Source organism: Collinsella sp. TF12-2AT (genome assembly GCF_003436735.1).
Lineage (GTDB): Bacteria > Actinomycetota > Coriobacteriia > Coriobacteriales > Coriobacteriaceae > Collinsella.
Window position 1 is genome coordinate 26,276 of record NZ_QSQK01000001.1, and the last position, 26,273, is coordinate 52,548.

The 26,273-nt window shown below is 58.9% G+C and carries 16 protein-coding genes, 1 tRNA gene and 3 rRNA genes; 4 read left to right on the forward strand and 16 right to left on the reverse strand.

Features of this window, described 5'->3' with window-relative positions:
* Window positions 1-3 precede the first annotated feature (3 nt).
* The 3 genes from murJ to uvrA form a co-directional block, all read right to left on the reverse strand.
* Window positions 4-1,584, reverse strand: coding sequence for a murein biosynthesis integral membrane protein MurJ (gene murJ, locus DXD24_RS00115; protein ID WP_117564878.1), 1,581 nt, complete (start codon window positions 1,582-1,584; stop codon window positions 4-6).
* A 105-nt stretch (window positions 1,585-1,689) separates the two neighbouring features.
* A complete protein-coding gene (gene ybaK / locus DXD24_RS00120; protein ID WP_089573609.1) occupies window positions 1,690-2,190 on the reverse strand; it encodes a Cys-tRNA(Pro) deacylase in 501 nt (166 codons plus the stop codon).
* A gap of 132 nt (window positions 2,191-2,322) precedes the next feature.
* The gene (gene uvrA, locus DXD24_RS00125) at window positions 2,323-5,202 is read right to left on the reverse strand and encodes an excinuclease ABC subunit UvrA (protein ID WP_117645696.1); all 2,880 of its coding nucleotides are present in this window, start codon (window positions 5,200-5,202) and stop codon (window positions 2,323-2,325) included.
* A 193-nt stretch (window positions 5,203-5,395) separates the two neighbouring features.
* Here uvrA and DXD24_RS00130 point away from each other — a divergent pair, with 193 nt between their 5' ends.
* From DXD24_RS00130 to DXD24_RS00145, 4 genes are all read left to right on the forward strand, one after another.
* The gene (locus tag DXD24_RS00130; protein ID WP_158548973.1) at window positions 5,396-7,549 is read left to right on the forward strand and encodes an LTA synthase family protein; all 2,154 of its coding nucleotides are present in this window, start codon (window positions 5,396-5,398) and stop codon (window positions 7,547-7,549) included.
* A gap of 145 nt (window positions 7,550-7,694) precedes the next feature.
* Window positions 7,695-8,525 carry an Mrp/NBP35 family ATP-binding protein gene (locus DXD24_RS00135; RefSeq protein ID WP_022094864.1) on the forward strand — a complete coding sequence of 277 codons (831 nt, stop codon included), beginning with the start codon at window positions 7,695-7,697 and terminating at the stop codon, window positions 8,523-8,525.
* A complete protein-coding gene (locus DXD24_RS00140) occupies window positions 8,526-9,797 on the forward strand; it encodes an NAD(P)/FAD-dependent oxidoreductase (RefSeq protein ID WP_117564881.1) in 1,272 nt (423 codons plus the stop codon). It begins immediately after the preceding gene.
* Between the two features lie 80 nt (window positions 9,798-9,877).
* Window positions 9,878-11,518: an NAD(P)/FAD-dependent oxidoreductase gene (locus tag DXD24_RS00145; protein WP_117564882.1), complete on the forward strand. Its 1,641-nt coding sequence runs from the start codon at window positions 9,878-9,880 to the stop codon at window positions 11,516-11,518.
* Window positions 11,519-11,583: 65 nt separating this feature from the next.
* On the opposite strand, the gene uvrB is transcribed toward DXD24_RS00145, so the two are convergent.
* From uvrB to DXD24_RS00210, 13 genes are all read right to left on the reverse strand, one after another.
* Window positions 11,584-13,824 carry an excinuclease ABC subunit UvrB gene (gene uvrB, locus DXD24_RS00150; RefSeq protein ID WP_089573604.1) on the reverse strand — a complete coding sequence of 747 codons (2,241 nt, stop codon included), beginning with the start codon at window positions 13,822-13,824 and terminating at the stop codon, window positions 11,584-11,586.
* Window positions 13,825-13,875: 51 nt separating this feature from the next.
* On the reverse strand, window positions 13,876-14,457 hold the full coding sequence (locus tag DXD24_RS00155; protein ID WP_089573603.1) for a lytic transglycosylase domain-containing protein: 582 nt from the start codon (window positions 14,455-14,457) through the stop codon (window positions 13,876-13,878).
* Window positions 14,450-15,091: a dephospho-CoA kinase gene (coaE, locus tag DXD24_RS00160; protein WP_117564883.1), complete on the reverse strand. Its 642-nt coding sequence runs from the start codon at window positions 15,089-15,091 to the stop codon at window positions 14,450-14,452. The genes DXD24_RS00155 and coaE overlap by 8 nt, the downstream gene beginning before the upstream one ends.
* Before the next feature lie 193 nt (window positions 15,092-15,284).
* Window positions 15,285-15,400: ribosomal RNA gene (rrf, locus tag DXD24_RS00165) — 5S ribosomal RNA — on the reverse strand.
* 146 nt (window positions 15,401-15,546) lie between these two features.
* A 23S ribosomal RNA gene (locus tag DXD24_RS00170) occupies window positions 15,547-18,520 on the reverse strand.
* Between the two features lie 396 nt (window positions 18,521-18,916).
* Window positions 18,917-20,422 (reverse strand): 16S ribosomal RNA (locus DXD24_RS00175).
* Together the 16S, 23S and 5S rRNA genes form the textbook arrangement of a ribosomal RNA operon.
* 533 nt (window positions 20,423-20,955) lie before the next feature.
* On the reverse strand, window positions 20,956-21,315 hold the full coding sequence (gene rplT, locus DXD24_RS00180) for a 50S ribosomal protein L20 (RefSeq protein WP_006234421.1): 360 nt from the start codon (window positions 21,313-21,315) through the stop codon (window positions 20,956-20,958).
* A 46-nt stretch (window positions 21,316-21,361) separates the two neighbouring features.
* Window positions 21,362-21,553 (reverse strand): 50S ribosomal protein L35, encoded by a 192-nt coding sequence (gene rpmI, locus DXD24_RS00185; RefSeq protein ID WP_006234422.1) that lies wholly within the window; start codon window positions 21,551-21,553, stop codon window positions 21,362-21,364.
* Between the two features lie 32 nt (window positions 21,554-21,585).
* Window positions 21,586-22,155 (reverse strand): translation initiation factor IF-3, encoded by a 570-nt coding sequence (infC, locus tag DXD24_RS00190; protein WP_006234423.1) that lies wholly within the window; start codon window positions 22,153-22,155, stop codon window positions 21,586-21,588.
* Between the two features lie 433 nt (window positions 22,156-22,588).
* Window positions 22,589-22,675 (reverse strand) — tRNA-Leu (locus DXD24_RS00195).
* Between the two features lie 39 nt (window positions 22,676-22,714).
* Window positions 22,715-24,148 carry a transglutaminase-like domain-containing protein gene (locus tag DXD24_RS00200; protein WP_117645698.1) on the reverse strand — a complete coding sequence of 478 codons (1,434 nt, stop codon included), beginning with the start codon at window positions 24,146-24,148 and terminating at the stop codon, window positions 22,715-22,717.
* A gap of 351 nt (window positions 24,149-24,499) precedes the next feature.
* Window positions 24,500-25,366 carry a class II fructose-1,6-bisphosphate aldolase gene (fba, locus tag DXD24_RS00205; RefSeq protein WP_035137086.1) on the reverse strand — a complete coding sequence of 289 codons (867 nt, stop codon included), beginning with the start codon at window positions 25,364-25,366 and terminating at the stop codon, window positions 24,500-24,502.
* 194 nt (window positions 25,367-25,560) lie between these two features.
* Window positions 25,561-26,244 (reverse strand): MBL fold metallo-hydrolase, encoded by a 684-nt coding sequence (locus DXD24_RS00210; RefSeq protein ID WP_089573298.1) that lies wholly within the window; start codon window positions 26,242-26,244, stop codon window positions 25,561-25,563.
* Window positions 26,245-26,273 lie beyond the last annotated feature (29 nt).

The window sequence follows — 26,273 nt, forward strand, 5'->3', positions numbered from 1 at the left end:
CACCTACTTGCGACGAATCAGCGCCGAGACCTCGGGCATCTTAAGGACGACGGCAAGGCCAAAGGTAACAGCAAGCGAGACGACACCCGCAACGCAAACGTAGCCAAGAGTAATCAGAATCGAGCCGCCAAGTGCCCCGACAAAGTGCTCAAGCGCCCACATGACGCCGGCGCCTGCGGCAGCACCCAGGCCACCGAGCAAAAGGCCAAAGAAACCGCCATGCAGGATAGATTTAACCTGAAGACCACGCAGACGACGACGCAGCCACCACAGCGAGCAACCGACCAAGATCACGTAGTCGACGACATACGAAAGCGCGATTGCCGGCATACCGAAGCCCAGCACAACGCCAAACAGCAGAACCGAGCCGGCCTGGCCGATGGCGGAATACAGACAATAGCGGCTATAGGGCTTCATGTCGAGCAAGGCAGAGAAGCTCTTCTGCATCAGCACGACCACGCCGTAGAGCGGCAGGGAAAGTGCCAGGTAGATAAGGAACTCCGACACCAGCGCCACACCGGACTCATCGAACTTGCCAGCGCAGTAGATCATGTTGAGCGGACGCGCGAAGACAATCAGGTACAGCGCGAATGGAATCAGGAAGAACAGCATCTGGGCGACGCCACGCGAAATGCCCGTGCGGACGCTGTCGTAATCCTTCTCCTGTGCGTCGTGAGAGAGCTCGGTATAGAGCGCCGTCGAAAGCGAGGCGGCAATCAGCGCGTAGGGCAGCGTGTACCACAGGCGCGCATAGGCGATGACGGAAGGACCAGTCTCGGGCTGGACCACCAGCGCAGCAGCGTTGGTGATAGAAGTCGAGACAAACATGCACACCGTGGCGAGCAGCGTCGGGATACCGAGCGCAATCGTCTGGCGCAGTGCGGGGTCCTTAAAGTCGATATGGATATGGGGATGCACGCCGTGCTTGCCAAGCGCGGGGATCTGACATGCCATCTGAACAAAGACACCGAGGGTCGTACCGGCCGCAATCAAGATGATGCCGGCACGTTCGCCAAACTGTGCGGACACGGGCGCAAAGCCCATAAAGCTCGCAATGACGATCACATTGTTGAGGACCGGGGCAAACGTCGACCAGAAGTAGTCGCGGTGTGCGTTGAGGACGCCCGAAAACACCGAGCCCAAACCATAAAACAGAATCTGGATGGCAAAGAAACGGAACATGAACGCAGCGGTATCCATGCTGCCGCCGTCACCCGAAAGGAACGATTGCGTCCAGATAAAGCCCGGGGCGAACACGGTCCCCAGCAACGAAATGCCACCCAGCACCAATAGCAGAATACCGAGCAGGTTGCCCACGTACTCGTTAGAGGCCTCGCGACCCTGCTCACGCCTCACGCCCATGTACACGGGCAAAAACGCCGTCACGAGCATGCCGCCCATCACGAGTTCGTAGAGCATATTGGGCAGGTTGTTGGCGACCTGATAGGAAGACGAGAGCAGCGACATGCCGATAGCGGCCGCCATTGCCCACGTGCGGATAAAACCGGTGACGCGAGACACGATGGTCAGGATGGTCATAAGCCCGGCGGAACGACCAACCGTGGAGTAGTCCGACGAGCCCATGTCGTCAGTGTCGTCTCGCGACGAAGAAGCTTCGGATGAGGGTGTCTGAGGCGCAGATTCTTTTGCAAAATGAGCTCCGCACTTCAATTCTTCCTGCGGCATCGCTCAGTCCTCTCTCGTAATCGGGGCGACCGTCGCCCCGCAAAATGCAATTAAATCATCAGGTGCAAGCTCAAGCTGATAACCACGCTTGCCTCCCGAAATAAAAATGGTATCCCAAAGGACACATGTCTCATCAATGAGCGTCCGGTAGCGTTTTTTCATACCGACCGGACTGCAGCCGCCGCGAACGTAGCCAGTCGCCGCAAGCAAATCCTTCACATGCATCATGGCCAAGGACTTCTCCCCCGCGGCACGCGCGGCGGACTTTAGATCGAGCTCGTCGGCAACAGGGATGCAGCACACGACGTGGTCGTTGGACGGCGTCACGCAGACCAAGGTCTTAAATCCTTGTCCGGGCTCCTCGCCAAGCTGCTCCGAAATCGCGACCCCCAGGCCCGCCGACTCATCACCATCGTCTTCGTACGTATGTAGAACATAGGAAATGCCGGCGCTTTCCAGCTCGCGCATCGCATTGGTTTTTGGCGTCTTTACAGCCTTTGCCATGGCATATCCTTTCCCTCGCATTCGGACGCAAGGATTAAGTATATGTCCAATTCGGCTGCATACGTCACTTCGACACAGCAAGCGCCATCGAATCACAAGGAGTCGATGGCGCCCATAAACTGAATCGCCTATTTATTGAGCATCAAGTTGAGCCTGACGCTCCCGGTCACGCCTGAGCAACGGCGCCAAAAACTTGCCCGTATAACTCTGCGGACAGTCCGCAACCTGCTCCGGTGTGCCCGAAACCACGACGGTTCCGCCGCCGTTACCGCCCTCGGGGCCCATATCGATCAGGCGGTCGGCAACCTTGATGACATCAAGGTTGTGTTCAATCACCAGCACCGTGTTGCCCGCATCGACCAAGCGCTGCAGCACATCGAGCAGCTGGCGGACGTCCTCAAAATGAAGGCCGGTCGTCGGCTCATCCAAAATATAGAACGTCTTGCCCGTCTGGCGTCGATGAAGCTCCTTGGCGAGCTTCACACGCTGCGCCTCGCCGCCCGAGAGCGTCGTAGCGGGCTGGCCCAGGCTCACGTAGCCCAAGCCTACATCGTACAGCGTCTGGAGCTTGCGCTTAATCTGCGGGATATTCCCAAAGAAGGCCAGTGCCTCGGTGACGCTCATGTCGAGCACGTCCGAGATGGTCTTACCACGGTAGGTGACCTCAAGCGTCTCGCGGTTATAGCGTTTGCCGCCGCAGACCTCACAGGGGACATAGATATCGGGAAGGAAGTGCATCTCGATCTTAATTTGTCCGTCGCCCTTGCATGCTTCGCAGCGACCGCCGCTCACGTTAAAGGAGAAACGTCCCGGCGAGTAGCCGCGCGCCTTCGACTCCGGCGTACTCGCAAACAGCGCGCGAAGATCATCCCACAGGCCAATGTACGTAGCAGGGTTGGAACGCGGCGTGCGGCCAATCGGCGACTGGTCGATATCGATAACCTTATCGATACACTCGATGCCCTCGATTTTCTTATACGGACCCACAGGGCGCGTCGAACGGTGAATGGCATTCGTAAGGGCAGGTGCGATAGTGTCGGTAACCAGGGAGCTCTTACCCGATCCCGACACGCCGGTAACGACCGTAAGCGTACCAAACTCGATCTTGGCGGTAACGTTTTTGAGGTTGTTGGCGCGGGCGCCCGTGATCTTAAGGCAGCCGCGACCGGGCTTGCGGCGCTCATCGGGAACCCGGATCATTCGTTTGCCGGTCAGATAAGCGCCCGTCATCGACTCGGGACACGCCATGATATCGGCAGGCGTTCCCGCCGCGACTACGTGTCCGCCGTTCACGCCCGCGCCGGGGCCCATGTCGATCACATAGTCGGCAGCACGAATCGTATCCTCATCATGCTCGACGACGATGACGGTATTGCCGATATCGCGTAGGCGCTCAAGCGTCTTGATCAGGCGCTCGTTATCGCGCTGATGGAGGCCAATCGATGGCTCGTCCAAAATGTACAGGACACCCATGAGGCCGGCGCCGATCTGCGTTGCCAGGCGAATGCGCTGGGCCTCGCCTCCGGAAAGCGTCGCCGAGGCACGATCGAGGGTCAGATAGTCGAGTCCGACATCGACCAGAAAACGCAGGCGCTCCAGGATTTCCTTGACGATGCGTCCGCCGATAAACTGTTGGCGCTCGGTGAGTTCCAGGCCCTCAAAAAACTCGAGCGACTCACGGCACGACAGACAACAAACCTCGTAAATGGACTTGCCGCCCACGGTGACGGCGAGCATCTCGGGGCGCAAACGAGCGCCGTGGCAGCTCGAGCACGGCTCCTCGCGGATGTACTTCTCCAAGCGCGCCTTGGTGTTCTCATTCGTCGTCTCGGTATAGCGCTCGTACAGGATATTGCGCACACCCGAGAACTTGGTGTCCCACTGGCTGCGGCGCCCATCGAGCTTTTGATAGTCGACCGAAATCTTCTGGTCGCCCATGCCGTCTAAAAACGCACGACACACCCGCGGAGGCAGATCCTCCCACGGCGTATCGACGCTCACCTTAAAGTGTTTGCAGACCGCAGCGAAAATCTGCGGATAGTAGTTAGAGTTGCCAAACAGGCTGCCAAAGACCCCGTCGGCGATCGACTTCGAGGGGTCTTCGATTAGGGCCTCGGCATCGACCGTCTTCTTAAAGCCCAGGCCATCGCACTCGGGGCACGCGCCATAGGGCGCGTTGAACGAGAAATCACGCGGCTGCAGGTCATCGATGGAGTGTCCATGCTCCGGGCACGCTAACGCCAGCGAATACTCCAGCAACTCGCCTTCGGTCCCCTCGGGAGCGTCGCGGTCGGGCAGCAAGTATACGTTCACATTGCCGTGCGCCAGCGCAGTCGCCTGTTCAACGGACTCGGCAATACGGCCCAGCGAGTTCTCGCGAATCACGATGCGGTCGACCACGACCTCGATATCGTGCTTGAATTTCTTATCCAAATCGATAGGGGCATCAAGCGAGCGAACCTCGCCGTCGACACGCACGCGGCTAAAGCCCTCGGCGCGAAGGTCCTCAAACAGCTTGGTGTACTCGCCTTTTCGCCCGCGCACCACCGGTGCCAGCACAAACGCGCGGCGGCCCTCCCCCGCCGCCAGGACCTTATCGGCGACCTGGTCGGTCGTCTGGCGCTCAATGACGCGGCCGCATTCGGGACAGTGCGGGGTGCCCACACGGGCGAACAGCAGACGCAGATAGTCATAAATCTCGGTTACGGTGCCAACCGTCGAGCGAGGGTTTTTAGATGTCGTCTTTTGGTCGATCGACACCGCCGGCGAAAGGCCGTCGATTGAATCCAAGTCGGGTTTGTCCATCTGGCCCAAGAACTGGCGCGCATAACTCGAAAGGCTCTCGACGTATCGACGCTGGCCCTCGGCATAGATAGTGTCGAATGCCAGCGAACTCTTGCCCGAGCCAGAAAGACCGGTAATGACCACGAGTTGGTCACGCGGAATGGAAACATCGATATCACGGAGGTTGTGCTCACGAGCGCCGCGAATAACGATAGAGGAATCAGACATGGAAGCTCCTTGCCTCCTATTGCATCGAATCATACTGCCGATGAGTTTAGCGCACTCGACGCGCACAGATGTTCGTAATACAAGATTCGCAGACCTTTAGCTTTGCGTATCGGGCGCTTTGTTTCTCGAAATGCCGTGGAAAGGTTACAGTAATCTAATACTGAACTTAATTTGCTGTACCAGAGGAACGTCCATGACCGAAGATATCCCCCTTGAAATCACTTCGAGCGACATGGCCAATCTGCCCATATTCATCGCCGTCCTTATCGTGGCCGCCGTCGTCGTGCGCGTGTATTTTTCAATCAAACGCAACGAAAAGCCACCCATTGCCCGCGTCTTTTGGTGCGCGACGCTCCTCATCCCGCTCGGCGTGGTAGCTGCATGGATTACGAATCAATCGCTCGTAAATGAGGGCAGCTCCCTATGGGTCCTTTCTTATTCGGCGCTCGGTGCTGCCGCCGTCATGCTTCTTGTCGAGCCCTTGGTTTCGGGACTTATCGACCAAACCGACCTTGCGACGGGAACGGTTGCCTGTATTTGCCGCGACATCCTTGTCATCGCCGCTGTTTCAGCGCTCTCGTTCGTTTCAATCGAAATTGCCTGCAACGAAACGTTCTATCGCATTCCCGCCAACTCATTCGGGTTTTCCGTCGGGTTGCTCGCGACGGTTCTGCTCTCCCTTTATTTGCTGGGACAGCGTCATGGAGGCGTCATGGTCCTCGTGCCCGTCGTCTGTTGCGTCCTTGGCATTGCCGAGCACTTCGTCATAACGTTTAAAGGCGAAGCCATCCTGCCAAGCGATATCTTGGCCCTTGGCACCGCAATGGAAGTGAGCGAGGGATACGAGTTTACCTTTACCGCCGGAATCGTAACCTCTCTCGCCCTGCTGGAGATTTCCCTGGGGCTTCTTTCGCTCATCCGACCGCGAAAGCTCCGTACGCCCACCCATGTCTTCCCCGCTATCGCCGCTAACCTCTGTGCTTTTCTGCTAGTGACCGTTGTGGGGCTCTCAGGCTTTTCCAACATCGACTTGGAGCAGGCGCTGGATTTTGGATTTGACCGTTGGCAGCCCATCACCACGTATGCGTCTCAGGGTTTTATCACTTCGTTCACCGAAATGGTCAACGAGTTGCCCATTGAGAAGCCCGAAGACTATACGCCCGATGAGGCGCAGAGCATCGAGCAGGAGCTCGCCGCCGTCTACGACAGCACATATGGCTCGAGCGAACAGCGCGCGGCGGCCGTTGCCCAGTTCAATGAAATCAAGCCGACGATTGTTGCCGTCATGAACGAGAGTTTTAGCGACCTTTCGTGCTTTGAGCAGCTCCAGGCGGCCGGGTACTTCGGCCCCGCATTCTACAACTCGCTTCCCGACACACTTGTTCGCGGCACCATGCTCGCTTCGGTCGCCGGTGGCGGAACGGCGAACTCCGAATTCGAATTTTTGACCGGAGCGACAACGGCCTTTGTCGGATTAGGCAAGATCCCCTATCAGCTGTATCAGATGAATGGCGTAAACAGCCTGGCAAAGGACCTTAAAGAGCTTGGGTATACCACTACCGCTATGCACCCGCAAAACCCCGTCAACTACCATCGAGATAAAATCTATCAGCAGCTGGGCTTTGGAGACTTTCTTTCAATCGGCGATTTCGAAGGTGCGCCCTATTACCATGCCGGCGTATGCGACTACGCCACCTACGACAAGATACTCGACCTGCTTAGAACCGACGAAGCGCCGCAGTTCATCTTTGACGTCACGATGCAAAATCACGGCGGCTACGACGATGGCACCGTTCCCGCCGAAGAGCTGACAAACTATTGGGTCGAGGGAGCCAGCGAAGGCGCCAACAGCGCGCTCAACACCTATCTCACCTGCATCAACGCATCCGACCGGGACCTCGAGTACTTTATCAACGAGCTCCGCAACATCGGCAGACCGGTTGTTCTTGTCTTTTTTGGCGACCATCAGCCGAGCGCCGCAACGACTCTCAACGACGGGCTGTACCCTCAGGAAGATACGGCAAGCCACGCTTTCCGTATCTATCAGTCGACATATCTCGTCTGGGCTAACTATGAGATCGCCGGCAATACCGAGCTCAACGTCTACGACACCGTCGGGGCAAACGAGATTGCAGCCATTACCCTTAATAAGATCGGCGCCCCGCTCACCAATTACCAAAAGGCCCTGCTTGCGACAAGGTCAGATGTGCCCACCATCAATGTCGCCGGCTATCTCGGTGCCGACGGGCTGCGCTACGACTTGGAATCGGAAGACAGCCCCTACGCCTCGACGATCGACAAGCTGCAGCGCATGCAATACCTCGAGTTCGCCAGCAAAGTTCAGTAAGCCCGCCCATTCGCTTGGGCCCATCGTATTGCAAGCACGCTCGGCCCAAACGCATCGCAAATGACTCCCGCTCGCAAACGAGGGTACAATGACGCTCGTGTCACATCGCGGGGCCCCGGCCCCAGCATATACAAAGGAGTCATACATGGGTTGCGAACACGCACAGGCCGCCGGCGGACAAACGTCGCCGTCGCAATTTGAGGAGAACACGCTGTCCGAGGTCAAGCGCGTCATCGCCGTGCTTTCCGGCAAGGGCGGTGTCGGCAAGTCATTTGTCACCGGTGCCATCGCCACCGAGCTTGCCCGTCACGGCCACAAGGTCGGCGTCCTCGATGCCGACATCACCGGTCCCTCTATCCCCAAGATGTTCGGTATGAGTGGACGCCACGTCCATGCCCTTGGCAACCTTATGCTGCCCGAAATCTCCGAGCACGGCGTCAAGGTCATGAGCTCCAACCTGCTGCTCCAAAACGAGACCGACCCCGTCCTTTGGCGCGGTCCGGTCATCGCAGGCGCCATTAGGCAGTTCTGGAGCGAGACCTCGTGGGGCCCCATCGACTACCTGCTGGTCGACATGCCTCCGGGAACAGGCGACGTCGCGCTCACCGTCTTCCAGTCGCTGCCCGTCGACGGCATCGTCATCGTCACGAGCCCGCAGGATCTGGTCTCGATGATCGTCGCCAAGGCGGTCAACATGGCCGAGAAGATGAACGTCCCCATTCTGGGCATTGTCGAGAACATGAGCTATATTGAGTGCCCCGACTGCGGCAAGAAGATCGAGGTCTTTGGCAAGAGCAAGCTCCCCGAGGTCGCAGAGCGCTATAACCTCGACATCTTGGGGCAGCTTCCCATTAATCCGGCACTCGCCGAGGCCTGCGATAAGGGCGAGGTCGAGACCGCGCTGCCCGATGGCATGTTGCCCAAGGCAGTCTCTGCCGTCGAGGCTATTACCCCGCACGAGACCGACGAGGCCTAAGTGAACGCGAGCGCCTTCTATGACGTCCTGGTAATCGGCGGCGGGGCTTCAGGCCTCGCCGCCGCCATTACGGCCGCACGCGTTGGCAAAAGCGTCTGCATCGTTGAGCGCGATGTCGCCTGCGGCCTTAAGCTCCTTGCGACCGGTAACGGCCGCTGCAACCTCTCCAACGAATCGATCGATCCTCAGCGGTATAACCACCCAGCATTCGTCACATCCGTCATGGGCCCCCAGCCCGAACAAGAGCTTATGGGTTTCTTCTCCTCGCTGGGTATCATGACAACCTCCGAGGAAGGCCGGCTGTACCCGCGCTCCCTTCGCGCCGAATCGGTGCGCGACGCGCTTCTCAACGTTTGCGACCGCCTAGGTATCACCTTAATCTGCGGAGCCTACGTTGCCTCGGCGCACAAAGCTTCCGAAGGCTGGGCACTCCAAATAGACCGTCCAGCGCGGGCGCTCAAGGCAAAAAAGCACGACGACCGAAAATCGGAGCTCCGCTCGCTTCGGAAAGCGCTCGCTGATGTCCCTCGCAAGAACGTGGCCCTGCAGGCACATGCCGTAATTATCGCCACGGGCGGCAACCCCACCGGTATCGCCGATACGTTTCGCCTCCCCCTCACTTCGCTGCGCCCCATCCTCTGCCCCGTATCGGCAACGGTCTTTGGCGATCGGGCGGCGCTCAAGACGTTGGATGGCCTGCGCGTCCGCGCCCGCTTGACGCTCGCCCGCAATCATAATGAGCTCTGGCACGAAGACGGTGAAGTGCTGTTTCGAACCTTCGGTATCTCGGGCGTCGCTGTCTTCAACCTCTCTCGTCGTATCCAGCACGGCGATACGATCCTGCTCGACGTTTTCCCCGACCTCTCCAAAGACGAGTTGCTCGATACGCTCAACCGGCGCGTTGAGCTGCTCGGCGGCTTTTCGCCCCGCGATCCCCGTTGGCTCGACGGCATGCTCGCCCCGCAACTCTCCCGCGTCGTCTGCACAGCGTTCGAGCAGTGCCATCCAGGCTCCAACGATGTCATCCACCTGGTCTCGATCCTCAAGCACTTTAAGTTGCTCGTCAAGGGAACAGCCGAGGAGCGCTCAGCGCAGGTCACGCGTGGTGGCGTATCTGTCGAGAGCATCTCAACACCCAGCCTACGCGCGCGCAGCGTTGTCGACGCCCCGCTTTACGTCTGCGGTGAAGCGCTCGACATCGACGCCGATTGCGGAGGCTTTAACCTTGCGTGGGCCTGGATCTCGGGCATTCGCGCTGCAAGCAGCCTGTAGCCGCGCAGTCTATAATCAAAAACGCATTCGGGCCGTCTGGGATACCGGACGGCCTCTTTCTTGCCTCTAAGGAGACCTCGATGATCGAAATCACCCAAGTCAACGCGTCGCTCGATGAAGCCGACGATGAAAATGCCTGTCTCATTGTTGGCAAGCGAGTCGCCAAGCGCGTCCTACGTTGCAAGGACTCCGAGATCAAGTCCATCGAGCTCCACCGCAAGTCAATCGACGCTCGCAAAAAACGAGACGTCCATTTTATCCTGAGCTTTCGTGTTGAGCTGACTAGTCCCCACCTCGAGCGAGAAGCGGTCGACAGCGTTGCCGAGCGTGACCGCTCGCGCGTACGCGCGATAGAAGACGATGAGCCTTCATTCCCCTCCTCCGCCTCCGACGTACCTCAAGAACGCCCTGTCGTTGTCGGCGCCGGATGCGCCGGCCTTTTCGCTGCGCTTACGCTCGCCGAAGCAGGTCTTAAGCCCTTGCTCATCGAGCGCGGCGACCCGGCATTTCGCCGCTCGCAGGCGATCGACCTCTTTCTAAAGGAGCGCATCCTCGACCCCGAGAGCAATATCCAGTTTGGCCTGGGCGGCGCGGGGACCTTCTCGGACGGCAAGCTCAATACGGGAACCAAAAATCCCGCCCATCGCCTTATCCTCGAAACCTTCGTCGAGGCGGGTGCGCCCCGCGATATTCTGTGGGATGCCAAGCCGCACATTGGCTCCGACATCCTTCCCACGGTCGTCACCGCTATATCCCAGCGCATCGAGCAGCTCGGAGGTGTCGTCCGTTATCGAACGAAGCTCGTCGACATTCGCATCGACGCGTCTGGCGCCATCACCGGTATTGATGTCCAATCGTCCCAAGACACCGCTTGCGAGCCAATCGAGACAAAGCACCTCATCCTCGCCTGCGGGCATTCTGCTCGCGATATTTTTGAGCTCCTTAAGGACCACAACGTGGTCCTCGCACAAAAGACCTTTGCCATGGGCGTTCGCATCGAGCATCCGCAGCGCGACATCGACCGAGCCCAATTCGGAGCCTCGGCGGGACATCCTGCCCTCGGAGCAGCCCCCTACAAGCTCGTCGCCCATCTTCCCAACGGCCGCAGCGTGTTCTCGTTTTGCATGTGTCCCGGCGGGCAGGTTGTCGCCGCCTCTTCCGAGCAGGGCCACTTGTGCGTCAACGGCGCCAGTCTCAATGCCCGCGACGGACGCAACGCAAATGCCGCCCTGCTCGTTAACGTCACGCCTGAGGACCTTCCCAACGATGACCCACTCGCCGGCATCGAGCTCCAGCGCGCCTGCGAGGCGGCCGCCTACCGCCTGGGCGGTTCCAACTGGAACGCACCGGCACAGCTCGTCGGAGATTTCCTCGCAGGACGCGCCAGCAAGGCGCCCGGAAAGGTAAAGCCCACCTATCCGCTCGGTGTGACCTGGACGGCAATTGACGAAGCCCTGCCGCAGCATATCGTCGAGTCGCTCCGCCTGGGACTTCCCCTACTTGGAAAAAAGCTACGAGGCTACGACCGCTCCGATGCTGTCCTTACCGGCGTGGAGACTCGCTCGAGCTCACCGGTCACCGTCACCCGAGACCGAACATGCCATGCCGTGTCGACCCCGGGCCTCTACCCTTGCGGTGAGGGAGCTGGATATGCCGGCGGCATCATGAGCGCCGCCACCGACGGCATCCGTTGTGCCGAAGCCCTGATCGCAGACCTCTAACGCACGAATTCCAGCGCGCAAAAGACGCATGCCTCGAGCTCCGCAGGGAACTCGGGGCATGTTCGCTATTTCTTAAACCGTGCACCCTGGCGTTTTCTGCCCGATGCGAACGTGGAACCCTTGCGAGCCTGCGAACGTAAGCGCTCGATCGTCTCGTCCTCAGACGCACCCTCGAGCATCGCCCGAATCTGAACGACGGCATCGCGCAGGCGCGCCGCCTCCTCAAAGTCCATGGCGGCAGAAGCGTTACGCATATCCTCTTCCATGGTTTCGACGATCCGCACGAGCTCGTCATGCGGCAGTTCTTCCAACTGCTCCGCAAGTGTCTGCTCGGGCGCCACCGTTTCCGGCACGCCACCCTCGCCCGACTCATCGGGCGTATAGAATGCGCCATGGCCAAGAGAGTCGCCCTTCGAGCGTCCCTTGGAACCCACGGTTTTTTCGGCCTCGGCAATAAAACTTGAGATGTCGTTGATGGCCTTGCGCACCGTCTTGGGCACAATGCCATGCTCTTCGTTATATGCCATCTGAATCTCGCGACGGCGCTGCGTCTCCTCGATGGCCTCTTTCATCGAATCGGTCACAACGTCAGCATACATGATGACTTCGCCATCGGCGTTACGGGCCGCGCGGCCAATCGTCTGAATCAGCGAACGGCGGTTGCGCAAGAAGCCTTCCTTATCGGCATCGAGAATTGCCACCAGTGAGACCTCGGGAAGATCCAAGCCCTCGCGAAGCAGGTTGATGCCAACGAGAACATCGATCTTGCCCTCGCGCAGCGTTCGCAGGATCTCGACACGGTCCATTGTCGCCGTATCAGAATGCATGTAATTGACCTTAATGCCCGCATCAAGCAGATGGTCGGTCAGGTCCTCGGCCATGCGCTTGGTCAACGTGGTCACCAGCACGCGCTCCTTGCGGGCAACGCGCTCGCGAATCTCGTCCTCAAGATCGTCAATCTGACCGCGAACCGGACGCACATCGATCTTGGGATCGAGCAGGCCGGTCGGACGAATAATCTGCTCAACATCGTTCTGGCTCACCCGCAGCTCGTAGTCGCCCGGCGTGGCCGAAACGTAGATGAACTGGGGGATCCTTGCCTCAAACTCATCGAAACGAAGCGGGCGGTTATCGAGTGCCGAAGGAAGGCGAAAACCGTGTTCCACCAGCGTCACCTTACGCGAGCGGTCACCTTCGTGCATGCCGCGAATCTGCGGCACCGTCACATGGCTCTCATCGATGATGCAGAGCATGTCCTTAGGGAAGTAATCGATCAGGGTAAACGGCGGCTCGCCCGGTTTTCGACCGTCCAGATGACGCGAGTAGTTCTCGATACCGTTACAAAAACCCATGGTCTCGAGCATCTCGAGATCATAGTCGGTGCGCTGCTGCAGACGCTGTGCCTCGAGCAACTTGTCGGTCGCCTTGAGCTCGGCCACACGCTTCTCGCACTCTTCACTGATTGATTTCAGAGCCGCCTTGACCTTCGGCTTCTCGGTCACGTAGTGCGATGCCGGCCATACGGGGATGGCCTCGTACTCACGAAGCATCTCACCGGTAACCTCATCGATCTCGGCAATAAGCTCAACCTCGTCGCCAAAGAACTCAAACCGCAACGGATGCTCGGCATAAGGCGGATACACGTCGACAACATCGCCGCGCACGCGGAACGTGCCGCGCGCTAGGTCATAGTCATTGCGATCATATTGAATGTCGATAAGTGCATGGATAAAGTCATCGCGCTCGAGCGGCACCTTCTTGTCGACGTTTGGAGCCAGACCCGCATAGTCCTCAGGAGAGCCAATGCCATAGATACACGAGACCGATGCGACAACGATCACATCGCGTCGAGAGAGCAGTGACGCGGTCGCCTGATGGCGCAGCATCTCGACCTCTTCGTTAATCGAGGAGTCTTTCTCGATATATGTATCGCTTTGCGGCACATACGCCTCGGGCTGATAGTAGTCGTAGTACGAGACAAAGTAGACCACAGCGTTGTTGGGAAAGAACTCTTTGAGCTCGCTCGCAAGCTGAGCGGCGAGCGTTTTATTGGGAGCCATGACCAGCGTCGGCTTCCCCAGGGCCTCAATAGTCTTAGCCATCGTGAAGGTCTTGCCCGAACCAGTCACGCCCAGCAAAACCTGATAGCGATCTCCGTCCCTCACACCCTGCACAAGCGACTCAATGGCCTTAGGCTGAGAACCTGCAGGCTCATAGGGAGACACGACCTCAAACGGCACCTCAGAGCCCTCAACGCCAAAACGTTTGAGCTCTCCTCCAACACGCTCAACTTCAAATTCCGCCATGGATACTCCTAACTCATATATCTGCAGTATACGCAGGCGGCAGGCATAGTCCTATACGAACCGATCGGGATAGAGGGTCTTGTAGCGAACCCAGGCATTATTGACACGAATCAGATACGCCTGCGTCTCGGGAAAGGTGATTGCATTATGAAGCGACGTGCTCTGCTGCGCCCATCCGTCGACATTGCCCATGCCGGCGTTATAGGCGGCAATGGCGCTGTCAGTCGACCCGTTAAAATACGTTAGAAGATACGAAAGATACGCACAGCCAAACTCGATGTTCGTAGCGGGATCGTTAAGGTTGTCGGCGGAATACTCGCTACCATCGACAAGACCCTTGGCAATCATATCCTGGGCAGTCTCGGGCATCAGCTGCATCAATCCCCGAGCGCCTTGATTCGACTCAGCCTCGGGATCCCAATTCGATTCCGACTTTATGACAGCACACACCAGATATGGATCAAGATTGTGCGAAATGCTCGATTGCTTTACATACGCCTCGTAGTCAATTGGATACAAAGGCTTAAAGAAGGCGGCAGGAGCATACGAGTAGACGAGCGAAATAAAGCCGAAGACGAGCACAACGGCAAGTGGCGCAACGCGATACCACGTAAAGAAACGTGTCTTAGGCATCGGCCTCCTCCTTATCCGTTACATCCCCGAAGCCATGGCGCACAAGCCATGCGTCCAGTTGTTCAAAGAGCGAATTATCGCCTCCCGCATTATCGATTACCGTCGTAGCGAGATTGCAAAGCGAAGCCTCATCAGGTTGGCATGCAGAGCGAGCATCAAAATCAGAGGACTCCATACCACGATGAATGGCACGCTCGCGACGAACTGCCAAAGGAGCACTGATAACCAGAATTTCATCAGCCAGGCCAAAAGCATCCTCAAAACCAGTCGGGGCAGAAACCTCGACAACCGCAAAGGGATAACGGGGGGACGAAACCGTACAACAAACCGGATCGAGAATCCTAAGCGAAAGCTGTTCAATGAGAACGGGGTGCACAAGGCCATTGAGCCGTGCGACCGAATCAGGAGAAGCGAAAGCTCGAGAAGCGAGGATGCTGCGGCGAATGCCGCCCTCCTCATCCAAAATATCCCAGCCAAATTCTTCCGCGAGGGCATTGACGATATCGGAGCCTGGCACATACAGCGATTTGGCAAGCTCGTCCAGATCGATAAGCATGGCGCCATGAGATTCGAGATAGCGGCAGGCAGTCGACTTACCCGAAGCAATATTGCCCAAGACAAAAACGGTAAACATCAAGTCCTCCCTAACGCCAATGGGAGTTATTATCGCGCAAATACAAAAGAAGGACTCAAAATACAGCCAAACAGTAAGACAAGCTAAAAGAAGGCGAGTTCTTGTATTACAGCTCTTTATAAAACGCAAAAAAGGGGGAGGCCGCGAGGCCTCCCCCTTCTTCAAGTCATCCGACGGCTCGGTGCCGTCCACCGGTCAGCGGCGCCCTGGCCTCCCACGGGCTGGCCCCGCAGTACTCTCGGCGCGATGGGGCTTAGCTTCCGGGTTCGGAACGGGACCGGGCGTGCCCCCCATGCTCTGGCCGCTGACCGGTGGGCGGCGCCCACCGTTACGGTGTCCTGGGTCTCATCTACGTGCCCTGGGGGCCGCATGGCGCATAGGGGAGGTGACTCGGGGGCATCCTCGTGCCCGGACCGCGCGCATGAGCGCTGGGTCCCGCGGGCCGCGAGGTGCGGTTCCGGAAGAGCTCGGGCGATTAGTGCGGCTCGGCTGAGGCTGTCGCCAGCCTTGCACCTGCCGTCTATCGACCAGGTAGTCTACCTGGGCCCTTACCGGAAGGAGAACTAATCCCTGGAACGGCTTCCCGCTTAGATGCCTTCAGCGGTTATCCGCGCCGCACGCGGCTACCCGGCCGTGCCGTTGGTCGACAACCGGTTCACCGGAGGTGCGTCCACCCCGGTCCTCTCGTACTGGGGGCAGCCTCCATCGATTCTCCTGCGCCCACGGAGGATAGGGACCGAACTGTCTCACGACGTTCTGAACCCAGCTCGCGTACCGCTTTAAACGGCGAACAGCCGTACCCTTGGGACCTGCTCCAGCCCCAGGATGCGATGAGCCGACATCGAGGTGCCAAACCTTGCCGTCGATGTGGACTCTTGGGCAAGATCAGCCTGTTATCCCCGGAGTACCTTTTATCCGTTGAGCGACGGCCCACCCACTCGGGGCCGCCGGATCACTAGAGCCTGCTTTCGCACCTGCTCGGCTTGTGGGCCTCGCAGTCAAGCCCGCTTGTACTCTTGCATTCAAAAGGACGGTTGCCGACCGTCCCGAGCGGACCTTCGCGCGCCTCCGTTACCCTTTAGGAGGCGACCGCCCCAGTCAAACTGCCCGCCTGGCACGGTCCCCGAGCCGGTCGACGGCCTCGGGTTAGGACGCCGGTCGCGCGAGGGCAGTATTCCAAGGGCGGCTCCCCGGGGGCTGGCGCCTCCGGATCGATGCCTCCTGCCTATCCTCTACACGCGGGACCAGCGGCCAATGCCAAGCTGCAGTGAAGGTTCACGGGGTCTCTCCGTCCTTCCGCGGGTAAGTCGCATCTTCACGACCAGTGCAATTTCACCGGGTCCATGGTCGAGACAGCGCCCAAGTCGTTGCGCCTTTCGTGCAGGTCGGAACTTACCCGACAAGGAATTTCGCTACCTTAGGACCGTTATAGTTACGGCCGCCGTTTACCGGGGCTTGGCTTCGGGGCTTCGCCTTGCGGCTAACTCCTCCGCGTGACCTTCCGGCACCGGGCAGGCGTCAGACCCTATACGTCGCCTTGCGGCTTCTGCAGAGTCCTGTGTTTTTGGTAAACAGTCGCTTGGGCCTCTCCACTGCGGCCCGCCTCCGCTCCCGGAGCAAGTCCGTTCACGTACGCGCGGGCACCCCTTCTCCCGAAGTTACGGGGCCATTGTGCCGAGTTCCTTGACCATGGTTGACCCGATCGCCTCGGTATGTTCTACCCACCCACCTGTGTCGGTTTGCGGTACGGGCGCGCACGCGCCTGCCTAGGGGTTTTTCTAGGGACCTCGGGCTCACTCGCTTCGCTTGATCGCTTCGTCCGGAGCCTCGCCCTCGTGCGGACCGGATTTCCCTGGTCCGCGGGCCGCGCTCCATCACGGGGACGTCCAGAACCCCGCCGAGCCACCCCCATCCGTCGCCCCGTCGGTCGTAGCGCCGCGTGCGCGGTGCAGGAATGTCTGCCTGCTGCGCGTCGGCTACGCCTCCCGGCCTCGCCTTAGCCCCCGACTGACCCTGGGAGGATTAGCCTTGCCCAGGAAACCTCGGGTTCACGGCGGACGAGTTACTCTCTCGTCTCTCGCTACTCATGCCAGCATTCTCACTCCCATGCGCTCCACCGCCGGTCGCCCGGCGGCTTCCCCGCCCATGGGAAGCTCCCCTACCGATTCTAATGAATTAAAATCCCGCCGCTTCGGTGTCCAGCTTAGCCCCGTGTATTGTCGGCGCATGTCCACTCGACCAGTGAGCTGTTACGCACTCTTTGAATGGATGGCTGCTTCTAAGCCAACATCCTGGTTGTCTGGGCGGACGCACATCCTTTGCCACTCGGCTGGAACTTGGGGACCTTAGCGGGCGGTCCGGGCTGTTTCCCTCTCGAGCACACAGCTTAGCCCACATGCTCTGACTGCCGCGCTCTGGGCCGCCGGCATTCGGAGTTCGGTTGGATTCGGTAGGCGGCGAAGCCCCCTCGTCCATCCGGTGCTCTACCTCCGGCGGTGAACGCGCGACGCTAGCCCTAAAGCTATTTCGGGGAGAACGAGATATCTCCGGGTTTGATTGGCCTTTCACCCCTATCCGCAGGTCATCGCCGCCGTTTTCAACCGACGTGCGTTCGGCCCTCCACGGGGTCTTACCCCCGCTTCAGCCTGCCCACGGATAGCTCACCCGGCTTCGCGTCCGCGGCGCGGGACTCAAGTCGCCCTGTTAAGGCTCGCTTTCGCTCCGGCTCCCTTTCGGTTAACCTCGCCCCGCGCCAGCGACTCGCTGGCTCATTCTACAAAAGGCACGCCGTCACACCACAAGGGTGCTCCGACTGCTCGTGGGCGCACGGTTTCAGGTACTGTTTCACTCCCCTCCCGGGGTGCTTTTCACCTTTCCCTCACGGTACTGGTGCGCTATCGGTCACAGGGTAGTACTCAGGCTTGGATGGTGGTCCACCCAGGTTCGGACCGGGTTTCACGTGCCCGGCCCTACTCAGGGACCGCGTCGCGCCGTCCGGTCTGGGTTCGCGTACGGGGCTGTCACCCGCTGCGGCCGGCCCTCCCATGCCGTTCCGCTCCCCAGCCGGACCTGCGCCCGGGGGCGGCAGCCCCCGGATGCGCGGCCCTGCAACCCCGCCGGCGGAACCCCTGCCGGGTATGCCCGCTCGACGGTTTGGCCATCGGTCCCCTTTCGCTCGCCGCTACTCGGGGAGTCTCGAGATTGATTTCCTCTCCTCCGGGTACTTAGATGTTTCAGTTCCCCGGGTTGTCCTCCCCACCCCTATGTGTTCGGGGTCGGGATATCCACACTGCTGTGGATGGGTTCGCCCATTCGGAGACCCCCGGGTCGAAGGATGTGTGCTCCTCGCCGGGGATTATCGCAGCTTGCCGCGTCCTTCATCGGCTCCCTGTGCCAAGGCATCCGCCGTGCGCCCGTGGTATCTTGCGGGACCGCTCTCGGGCCCGCGGGATATCCACGTGTCGCTAAAATTAATTAATCGATATCATGAATAGCGCTCGTATGTCGCAATTCGGGTATCTCATACCGCGGCACAGTAGTTGACTGTGCTCGCGATCAGATGCTCCTCACTCATTTATAAGTGAATTCTTCTTGTTTGGATCGGATGAATGATTGCTATCATTCTTTCTTTAATCGCAGAAAAGAATCGAGTCTGGAAGATTCGGATCTTCCATCTCTCTCCTATCGCTATGCGGCTCTCAAGGTACGCGGGTGCGACCCCGGGGACCGGGTGCTGCGGGGACATATCCTGGCGGACATCTACCGGACGGGCTCCTGCCCTCTATTCGAGTTAAAGTTTGTCTCTCTAAGAATGTATCTCCCTAGAAAGGAGGTGATCCAGCCGCACCTTCCGGTACGGCTACCTTGTTACGACTTCACCCCCCTCACCCTCCACACCTTCGGCGCCTCCCCCCTCTCGGTTGGGCCGGCGACTTCGGGTGCAGACGACTCGGGTGGTGTGACGGGCGGTGTGTACAAGGCCCGGGAACGCATTCACCGCGGCATGCTGATCCGCGATTACTAGCAACTCCGACTTCATGGGGGCGGGTTGCAGCCCCCAATCCGAACTGGGGCCGGCTTTCCGGGATCCGCTCCCCCTCGCGGGGTGGCATCCCTCTGTACCGGCCATTGTAGCACGTGTGCAGCCCAGGGCATAAGGGGCATGATGACTTGACGTCGTCCCCGCCCTCCTCCGCCTTGACGGCGGCGGTCCCGCGTGGGTTCCCGGCATCACCCGATGGCAACACGCGGCGGGGGTTGCGCTCGTTGCGGGACTTAACCCAACATCTCACGACACGAGCTGACGACAGCCATGCACCACCTGTATGGGCTCCTCTCGGCCACGGGGTCTCCCCCGCTTCACCCATATGTCAAGCCCTGGTAAGGTTCTTCGCGTTGCTTCGAATTAAGCCACATGCTCCGCTGCTTGTGCGGGCCCCCGTCAATTCCTTTGAGTTTTAGCCTTGCGGCCGTACTCCCCAGGCGGGACGCTTAATGCGTTGGCTGCGGCACGGGGGGATCGTCCCCCCACACCCAGCGTCCATCGTTTACGGCTGGGACTACCAGGGTATCTAATCCTGTTCGCTCCCCCAGCTTTCGCGCCTCAGCGTCGGTCTCGGCCCAGAGGGCCGCCTTCGCCACCGGTGTTCCACCCGATATCTGCGCATTCCACCGCTACACCGGGTGTTCCACCCTCCCCTACCGGACCCAAGCCGCGGAGGTTCCGGGGGCTTCGGGGGGTTGAGCCCCCCGCTTCGACCCCCGGCCTGCCGGGCCGCCTACGCGCGCTTTACGCCCAATGAATCCGGATAACGCTCGCCCCCTACGTATTACCGCGGCTGCTGGCACGTAGTTAGCCGGGGCTTCTTCTGCAGGTACAGTCTTGACTCTTCCCTGCTGAAAGCGGTTTACGACCCGAAGGCCTCCGTCCCGCACGCGGCGTCGCTGCGTCAGGGTTCCCCCCATTGCGCAAGATTCCCCACTGCTGCCTCCCGTAGGAGTCTGGGCCGTGTCTCAGTCCCAATCTGGCCGGTCGGTCTCTCAACCCGGCTACCCGTTGTCGGCACGGTGGGCCGTCACCCCGCCGTCTACCTGATGGGCCGCGGAGCCATCCCCTCCCGTCGGGGCTTTAGCCGGGGTGCCATGCGGCACCCCGGGGTATCCGGTATTACCCGTCCTTTCGGGCGGCTATCCCGGGGGAGGGGGCAGGTTCTCCACGTGTTACTCAGCCGTTCGCCACTCGCTTCCCTCCGGAGAGGGGTGCCGTTCGACTTGCATGTGTTAGGCGCGCCGCCAGCGTTCATCCTGAGCCAGGATCGAACTCTCCGTCCAAAATGTATGGGCTTCGAGCCCGTCCGGTCCTCACAACTATTAGCTGATCGGTTCCGTTCGATTCATATGGTTTTAGTATAGGAAAAGGAATTTCTCGGGGCCGCCTCTCGGCGGCCTTGCGAAAAACAAATCCAAGTTAGACCATTTCAAATGGTTCGATGTCTGCCCGGATGCGACACTGAATGTGTCCATCCTCGCAGTATCCGGTTCTCAAGGTGCACGCCTGGCGGCTGATCCGGTCCGACCGGGCCGCGCGGCAAGGAGATATATTGCCAGACCGCGAAGCCCTGTGGGACGTCAATTCCACTCTTCACAAGTCCTACACAACATATTGCTTTCTATAGGTAATAGAAAGACTGGTGCGGATCTTCCGCACGTATCAGATGATGACCCTTTGGTTCAGGAATATATAGAGATCGGTCACCTATAAGTGTTTATCTACCCGCGCTTTTAGCAATGTAAACCGCGCTTCAGATAAAAAGAGGGAGCGCCGCGCACAACGCGACACTCCCCTAGCGATTCAAGAGAATCTATTAGGCCTCGAGAGCCTTCTTGGCGATGGTAGCCAGCTCGTTGAAGGACTCGATGTCCTCGTAAGCCATCTGAGCCAGGACCTTGCGGTCGAGCTCGATGCCGGCAACCTTCAGGCCGTGCATGAACTGAGAGTAAGAGATGTCGTTCAGACGAGCAGCAGCGTTGATACGAGTAATCCAGAGAGAACGGATCTCGCGCTTCTTGTTGCGGCGATCACGATACTGATACTGCAGGGAGTGCTGGACCTGCTCTTTAGCATGCTTGTAAGTACGCGAAGCGGCACCGTAGTAACCCTTCGCACGGTGCATAACGGTACGGCGCTTCTTCTTGGCGGCAACAGCGCGCTTAATACGTGCCATGTTCTATCAACTCCTAGACGGTAAAACGAAAAACGGGAACGCGAACTTAGGCGAGACGCGACTTGATGACCTTGCGGTCGGCAGCGGCGATCTCGGTCTCCTGACGGAAGCCACGCTTACGCTTGGTGGACTTCTTGCTCAGGATGTGGCTCTTGAAAGCCTTGGCGCGCATAAGCTTGCCGGTACCAGTCTTGCGGAAACGCTTCTTGGTGCCGCTGTGGGACTTCATCTTAGGCATGAAATACTCCTTAATCGGTTACAGAACACTAGTTACTTGGTATCGCTTGCCGCTTTATCCTCATCGAAGGCGCCCTTAATCGGGGCGAGCAGCATAAGCATGTTACGGCCTTCCATCTTAGGCTTGGACTCGACCGTAGCGTAAGGCTTGAGATCCTCGGCGAGACGCTCGAGAACGTTAAGACCCTGCTCCGGATGAGCCATCTCACGGCCGCGGAACATGATGGTGATCTTAACGCGTGCGCCCTTCTTGAGGAAACGCAGAACGTGGCCCTTCTTGGTCTCGTAATCGCCAACGTCGATCTTGGGTCGGAACTTCATTTCCTTGACCTCGACCTTGGACTGGTTCTTACGAGCGGCCTTGGCCTTCATGGCCTGCTGGTACTTGAACTTACCGTAGTCCATGACCTTGCAGACCGGCGGCTCCGCGTTGGGAGCGATCTCGACCAGGTCGAGACCCTGATCGTCAGCGACGCGCTGGGCATCGCGGATGGCGAACAGGCCGAGCTGTGAGCCATCGACGCCAATCAAACGGCACGAAGATGCAGTGATCTCGTCGTTGATGCGGGTGTCATCAGACTTAGCTATTTTCCCTACCTCCATTCATAAAAAAATAACCCGGCGCTTCTTTGCAACCAGGTCGTACACATAGACTTCCTCGATTTGAGGAAGGGAATCTAAGTTGTATGACCAGTCAGCTGCTCATTGGCGCCAAAAGGTGGGAACCCTCAGGTTCCTCTTTAGGGCATTGCGGGAACAACGCCTTGCGAATAATAACACGTACAGCACGTTATCACATTACGTACACGAAAAAGGGGCCTTGACCCCCCCCTTGAACACTCGCTTGTATGTATGGTGCCCGAGGCGAGACTCGAAGGGCCTTCGCTTCGCGAAGCTCCAGGCTTCGGGCGCGTGGCGCCCTCGCCACGCTCCGTTACAAACAGGCCACAAGCCTGTTTGCTTAACGCTTCGCGCGCTCACGCGAGTTCGGCACAAAAAGGGGGCCGCAACCCCCTTGAACGCTCGCTTGCATGAATGGTGCCCGAGGCGAGACTCGAACTCGCACGTTGTTGCCAACGGTGGATTTTGAGTCCACTGCGTCTGCCAATTCCGCCACTCGGGCACACAATGCGTGAGTTAGTTTATCACAGCTTTCTACCGATTAGTCCGAAAATGGAACTTCGAGCATTTCGATGAGTTCGACCGTGCGGAGCATCTCGCGCCGACGGCATCCGCGACCGTCAACCGAAGCCTCACCCATCTGGTTATCGTAAGGGTCCTCGCGCATGCCGTCGAAAGAGGGCTCAAACTCTGCCTGGAATCGATTGTTGGCCACCATACGCCACGGGTCGAGATTGCCAAAGTAGTGACGGCGGCGCCGCTCCTCCCCCATCCTGCGAGCAGAAGATCCAAATGACACGTCGGCGTTGAGCCAACCGGTCTGCGGCGTATAGAACTCTGCCCAGTCGTGCGACCCCACCGAATCGGGCGCAACATACAGGCCGCTCTGCCAACGGGCAGGCACGCCCGCGATACGGCACATGGTGATAAACGTGAGCGCCATAACGCCGCAATCGCCGCGGAGCGAATGCGCGCAGCCATCGGCAATAGATCCCAAAAGCAAGTACGGCGGCTGATAGCGATAGTCGATATACTGCGTCAGGTAATCATAGATAGCACGGGCGCGATCGAGCGGATCCTCGAGCCCGTCAATGACACGGGCCGTCAGCTGCTGCAGATACGGCGTGAATGCAATGTGCGGACGGTCCTCGGAAATATCCTCGGGCAGAGGCGCATCCATAAGCGGGTGAACCGGAAGTGTGCCACCGTAGACATCACAATAAGCAGCATCGATGTGATAACGATAGGTCACCGAAAATAAGTGCTCGCTCGAGGAAGACCACGAGACGGTACGCGCCGAAGCATTCGCGGGAGCAACAGCACCCTCCGGCGTCATGTCGAGAATCTCGACCCGAGACTGCTGACGGCAGGCAGCCGCGACGGGAAGCCAAGCGCAAACGGCCTCCCCTTCCAGAGCGCCGGGGACAGACACGGACGCTTTAAGCGTAATGACGCGAGCCAATCCGTTTTGCGACTCCATCTCCTTGAGCATCTCGTTGCGCAGTGCTATTCCGTCCGCAGAATCGGGCCGCATGCCGGGAACCTCTTTGGGATATACGCGAAGCGAATCGAGGAAGTTGTCGAGAACGAACAGCTCACCATCGATAAAGCGCCAGTCAATACGCTTACGATTAATCAGGTCATCAAACTGCTCTTCGGTAAACTCTGGCCACTCCTCGCGAATCATCGCAATAGCCTGATCGCGAGACACCGAAAAATGAAGCGGCGTCTCGAGCATGCGATACCGCTCGGCACGAACACAAGCAGCCAGCGAAGGCTCGGGGTTCTGCTCCAAAAGGCGATCGCAGGCAGCAACAGCCTGCGTCAAATACCCGGCATCCTTAAGACGAAGAATCTCGGGCGGCAGTCCAACATCGAGATGACGAAAGTCATCACAGCAAACATCAGCAGAGCAACCAACTGGACCCTCGTCAATAACCTTCCCATCCGAAGGCAGCACATTAATAACAGCCATACCAAAACTCCAAGTCACTAGAACGCTTGAAGCCCATTGTAGCGAGATAAAAAGAAAGCCCCAACAAGGGAGCCATCAACACCGCTGAACGGTAACCATATAACTAAAATCAGACCAGTAACCCTGTAGCAAGTTAACAAAGGAGGCCCCGTTTCCCCGGAGCTGATTCCGTCGCGCGACTTCTGGCAAAGCCAGTAGCCATCTTAATTCAGACTCGTAACCCTGCGGCGTTAAACGAAGGAAGCCCCGTCCCCCGGAGCTGTTTTCTTGGCGCGACTTCTGGCAAAGCCAGGTGAGCGCAAAGGAAACAGTGTAGGGGGACGGGGCTTCCGGCGGGAAGTTTAGCGACGCTTACGCCTTGTTGACGGAGCCAAACTCCTCCATGAGCTCCTTGGTGCGGGCAACGATGTTGTCGCGACCAGGCTTGAGGAGCTTGCGGGGGTCAAAGCCCTTGCCCTGCTGATCCTTGCCAGCCTCGATGTACTCGCGGACGCCCTTGGCGAAGACGAGCTGCAGGTCGGTGTTGACGTTGATCTTGGAGATGCCCAGGGAGATGGCCTTCTTGATCTGATCCTCGGGGATGCCGGTGCCACCGTGCAGAACGAGGGGCAGGTCACCGGTCTGGGCCTTAATCTCGCCCAGACGCTCGAAGGAAAGACCAGCCCAGTCGGCGGGGTACACGCCGTGGATGTTGCCGATGCCGCAGGCGAGGAAGTCGACACCCAGGTCAGCGATCTGCTTGCACTCAGCAGGATCAGCGAGCTCGCCGCTGGAGGTCACGCCGTCCTCGGTGCCGCCGATGCCGCCGACCTCGGCCTCGATGGACATGCCCTTGGAGTGAGCAAGCTCAACGAGCTCCTTGGTGCGGTCGAGGTTAAGCTGGAAGGTCTCCTCGTGAGAGCCGTCATACATGATGGACGTGAAGCCGGCCTCGATGCACTTGAAGCAGTCCTCGTAAGAACCGTGATCGAGGTGAAGGGCGACGGGAACGGTAACGCCCGTGGCCTCGACGGCAGCCTTGACCATGTCGGCGCAGACCTTGAAACCGCCCATCCACTTAGCGGCACCAGCGGTGCACTGAAGGATCAGCGGAGACTTGGCCTCCTCGGCGGCCTGGAGAATAGCCAGGGTCCACTCGAGGTTGTTGGTGTTGAAGGCACCAAGACCGTACTTGCCGGCCTCGGCCTTCTTGAGCATGTCTGCTGCGTTGACGAGCATAAAAGAAACCTCCTGTAAGGTTGCTCCGATAACGCCTGAGATTTTACCACGGCGCACCCGAGCATAAACGTTCGTTTGTTCACGAATATCGTCCAAACAGACTTTTTTGACCGTTTGCCCTACGAAATCGACCCATTGGGGAAAAATAGCTTGACGTTTGGACGCTTCTCGTGCTTCAAAAGCCGACTATTAAGCTAAATCTGCATGAAAGGGTTCTGCATGAGCTCGCGTGCCATGGTGGTCGAATCGCCATGACCGGTTAGGCAAACGGTATCGGGCGGGAGAAGCCGGGCGAGCTTGGAGAGCGAGCGCAGAATCGCCGCCTCGTCTCCTCCAGAAAGATCGGTGCGGCCGTGCCCACCCGGAAACAGGGTGTCGCCCACAAAGGCAATGTTCCCCTGCTCGGTGGCAGCAAACAAGACGATCCCGCCCGGCGTATGCCCTGGCGTCTCGATCACCTGCAGGTAGATATCGCCCACCTTGATAGCATCTCCCTCGGCGAGCAGGTGCGTCGGCTCCCCGGGGTCAGGCGTCTCAATGCCCCACATAGCTCGCTGTTCCTCGATGTTCGCATGCGGCACCGCCACATCCTTAGCACACAGCTCATACTGGCAGCCCTCGCCAACGGTGGTTCGCACGCCTGCAACACCACCAACATGATCGGCATGGCCATGAGTGCATACGGCGCCAAACACGCGTACGCCGGGATGCTCGGCTCGAATATGCTCCACCAGGCGTTCGCCTTCCCATGCGGGATCGATAATCACGCACTCATTGTCCGAAATAACAGCATAGCTATTGGTCTGAATGGGACCGTTTACGAGCGTCTCGATCTCGACCGATCCCTTGGGAGTTAAATCCAAGGACACAGCACTCATGTCCCTCTCCTCTCTATAGAACTCGAGGC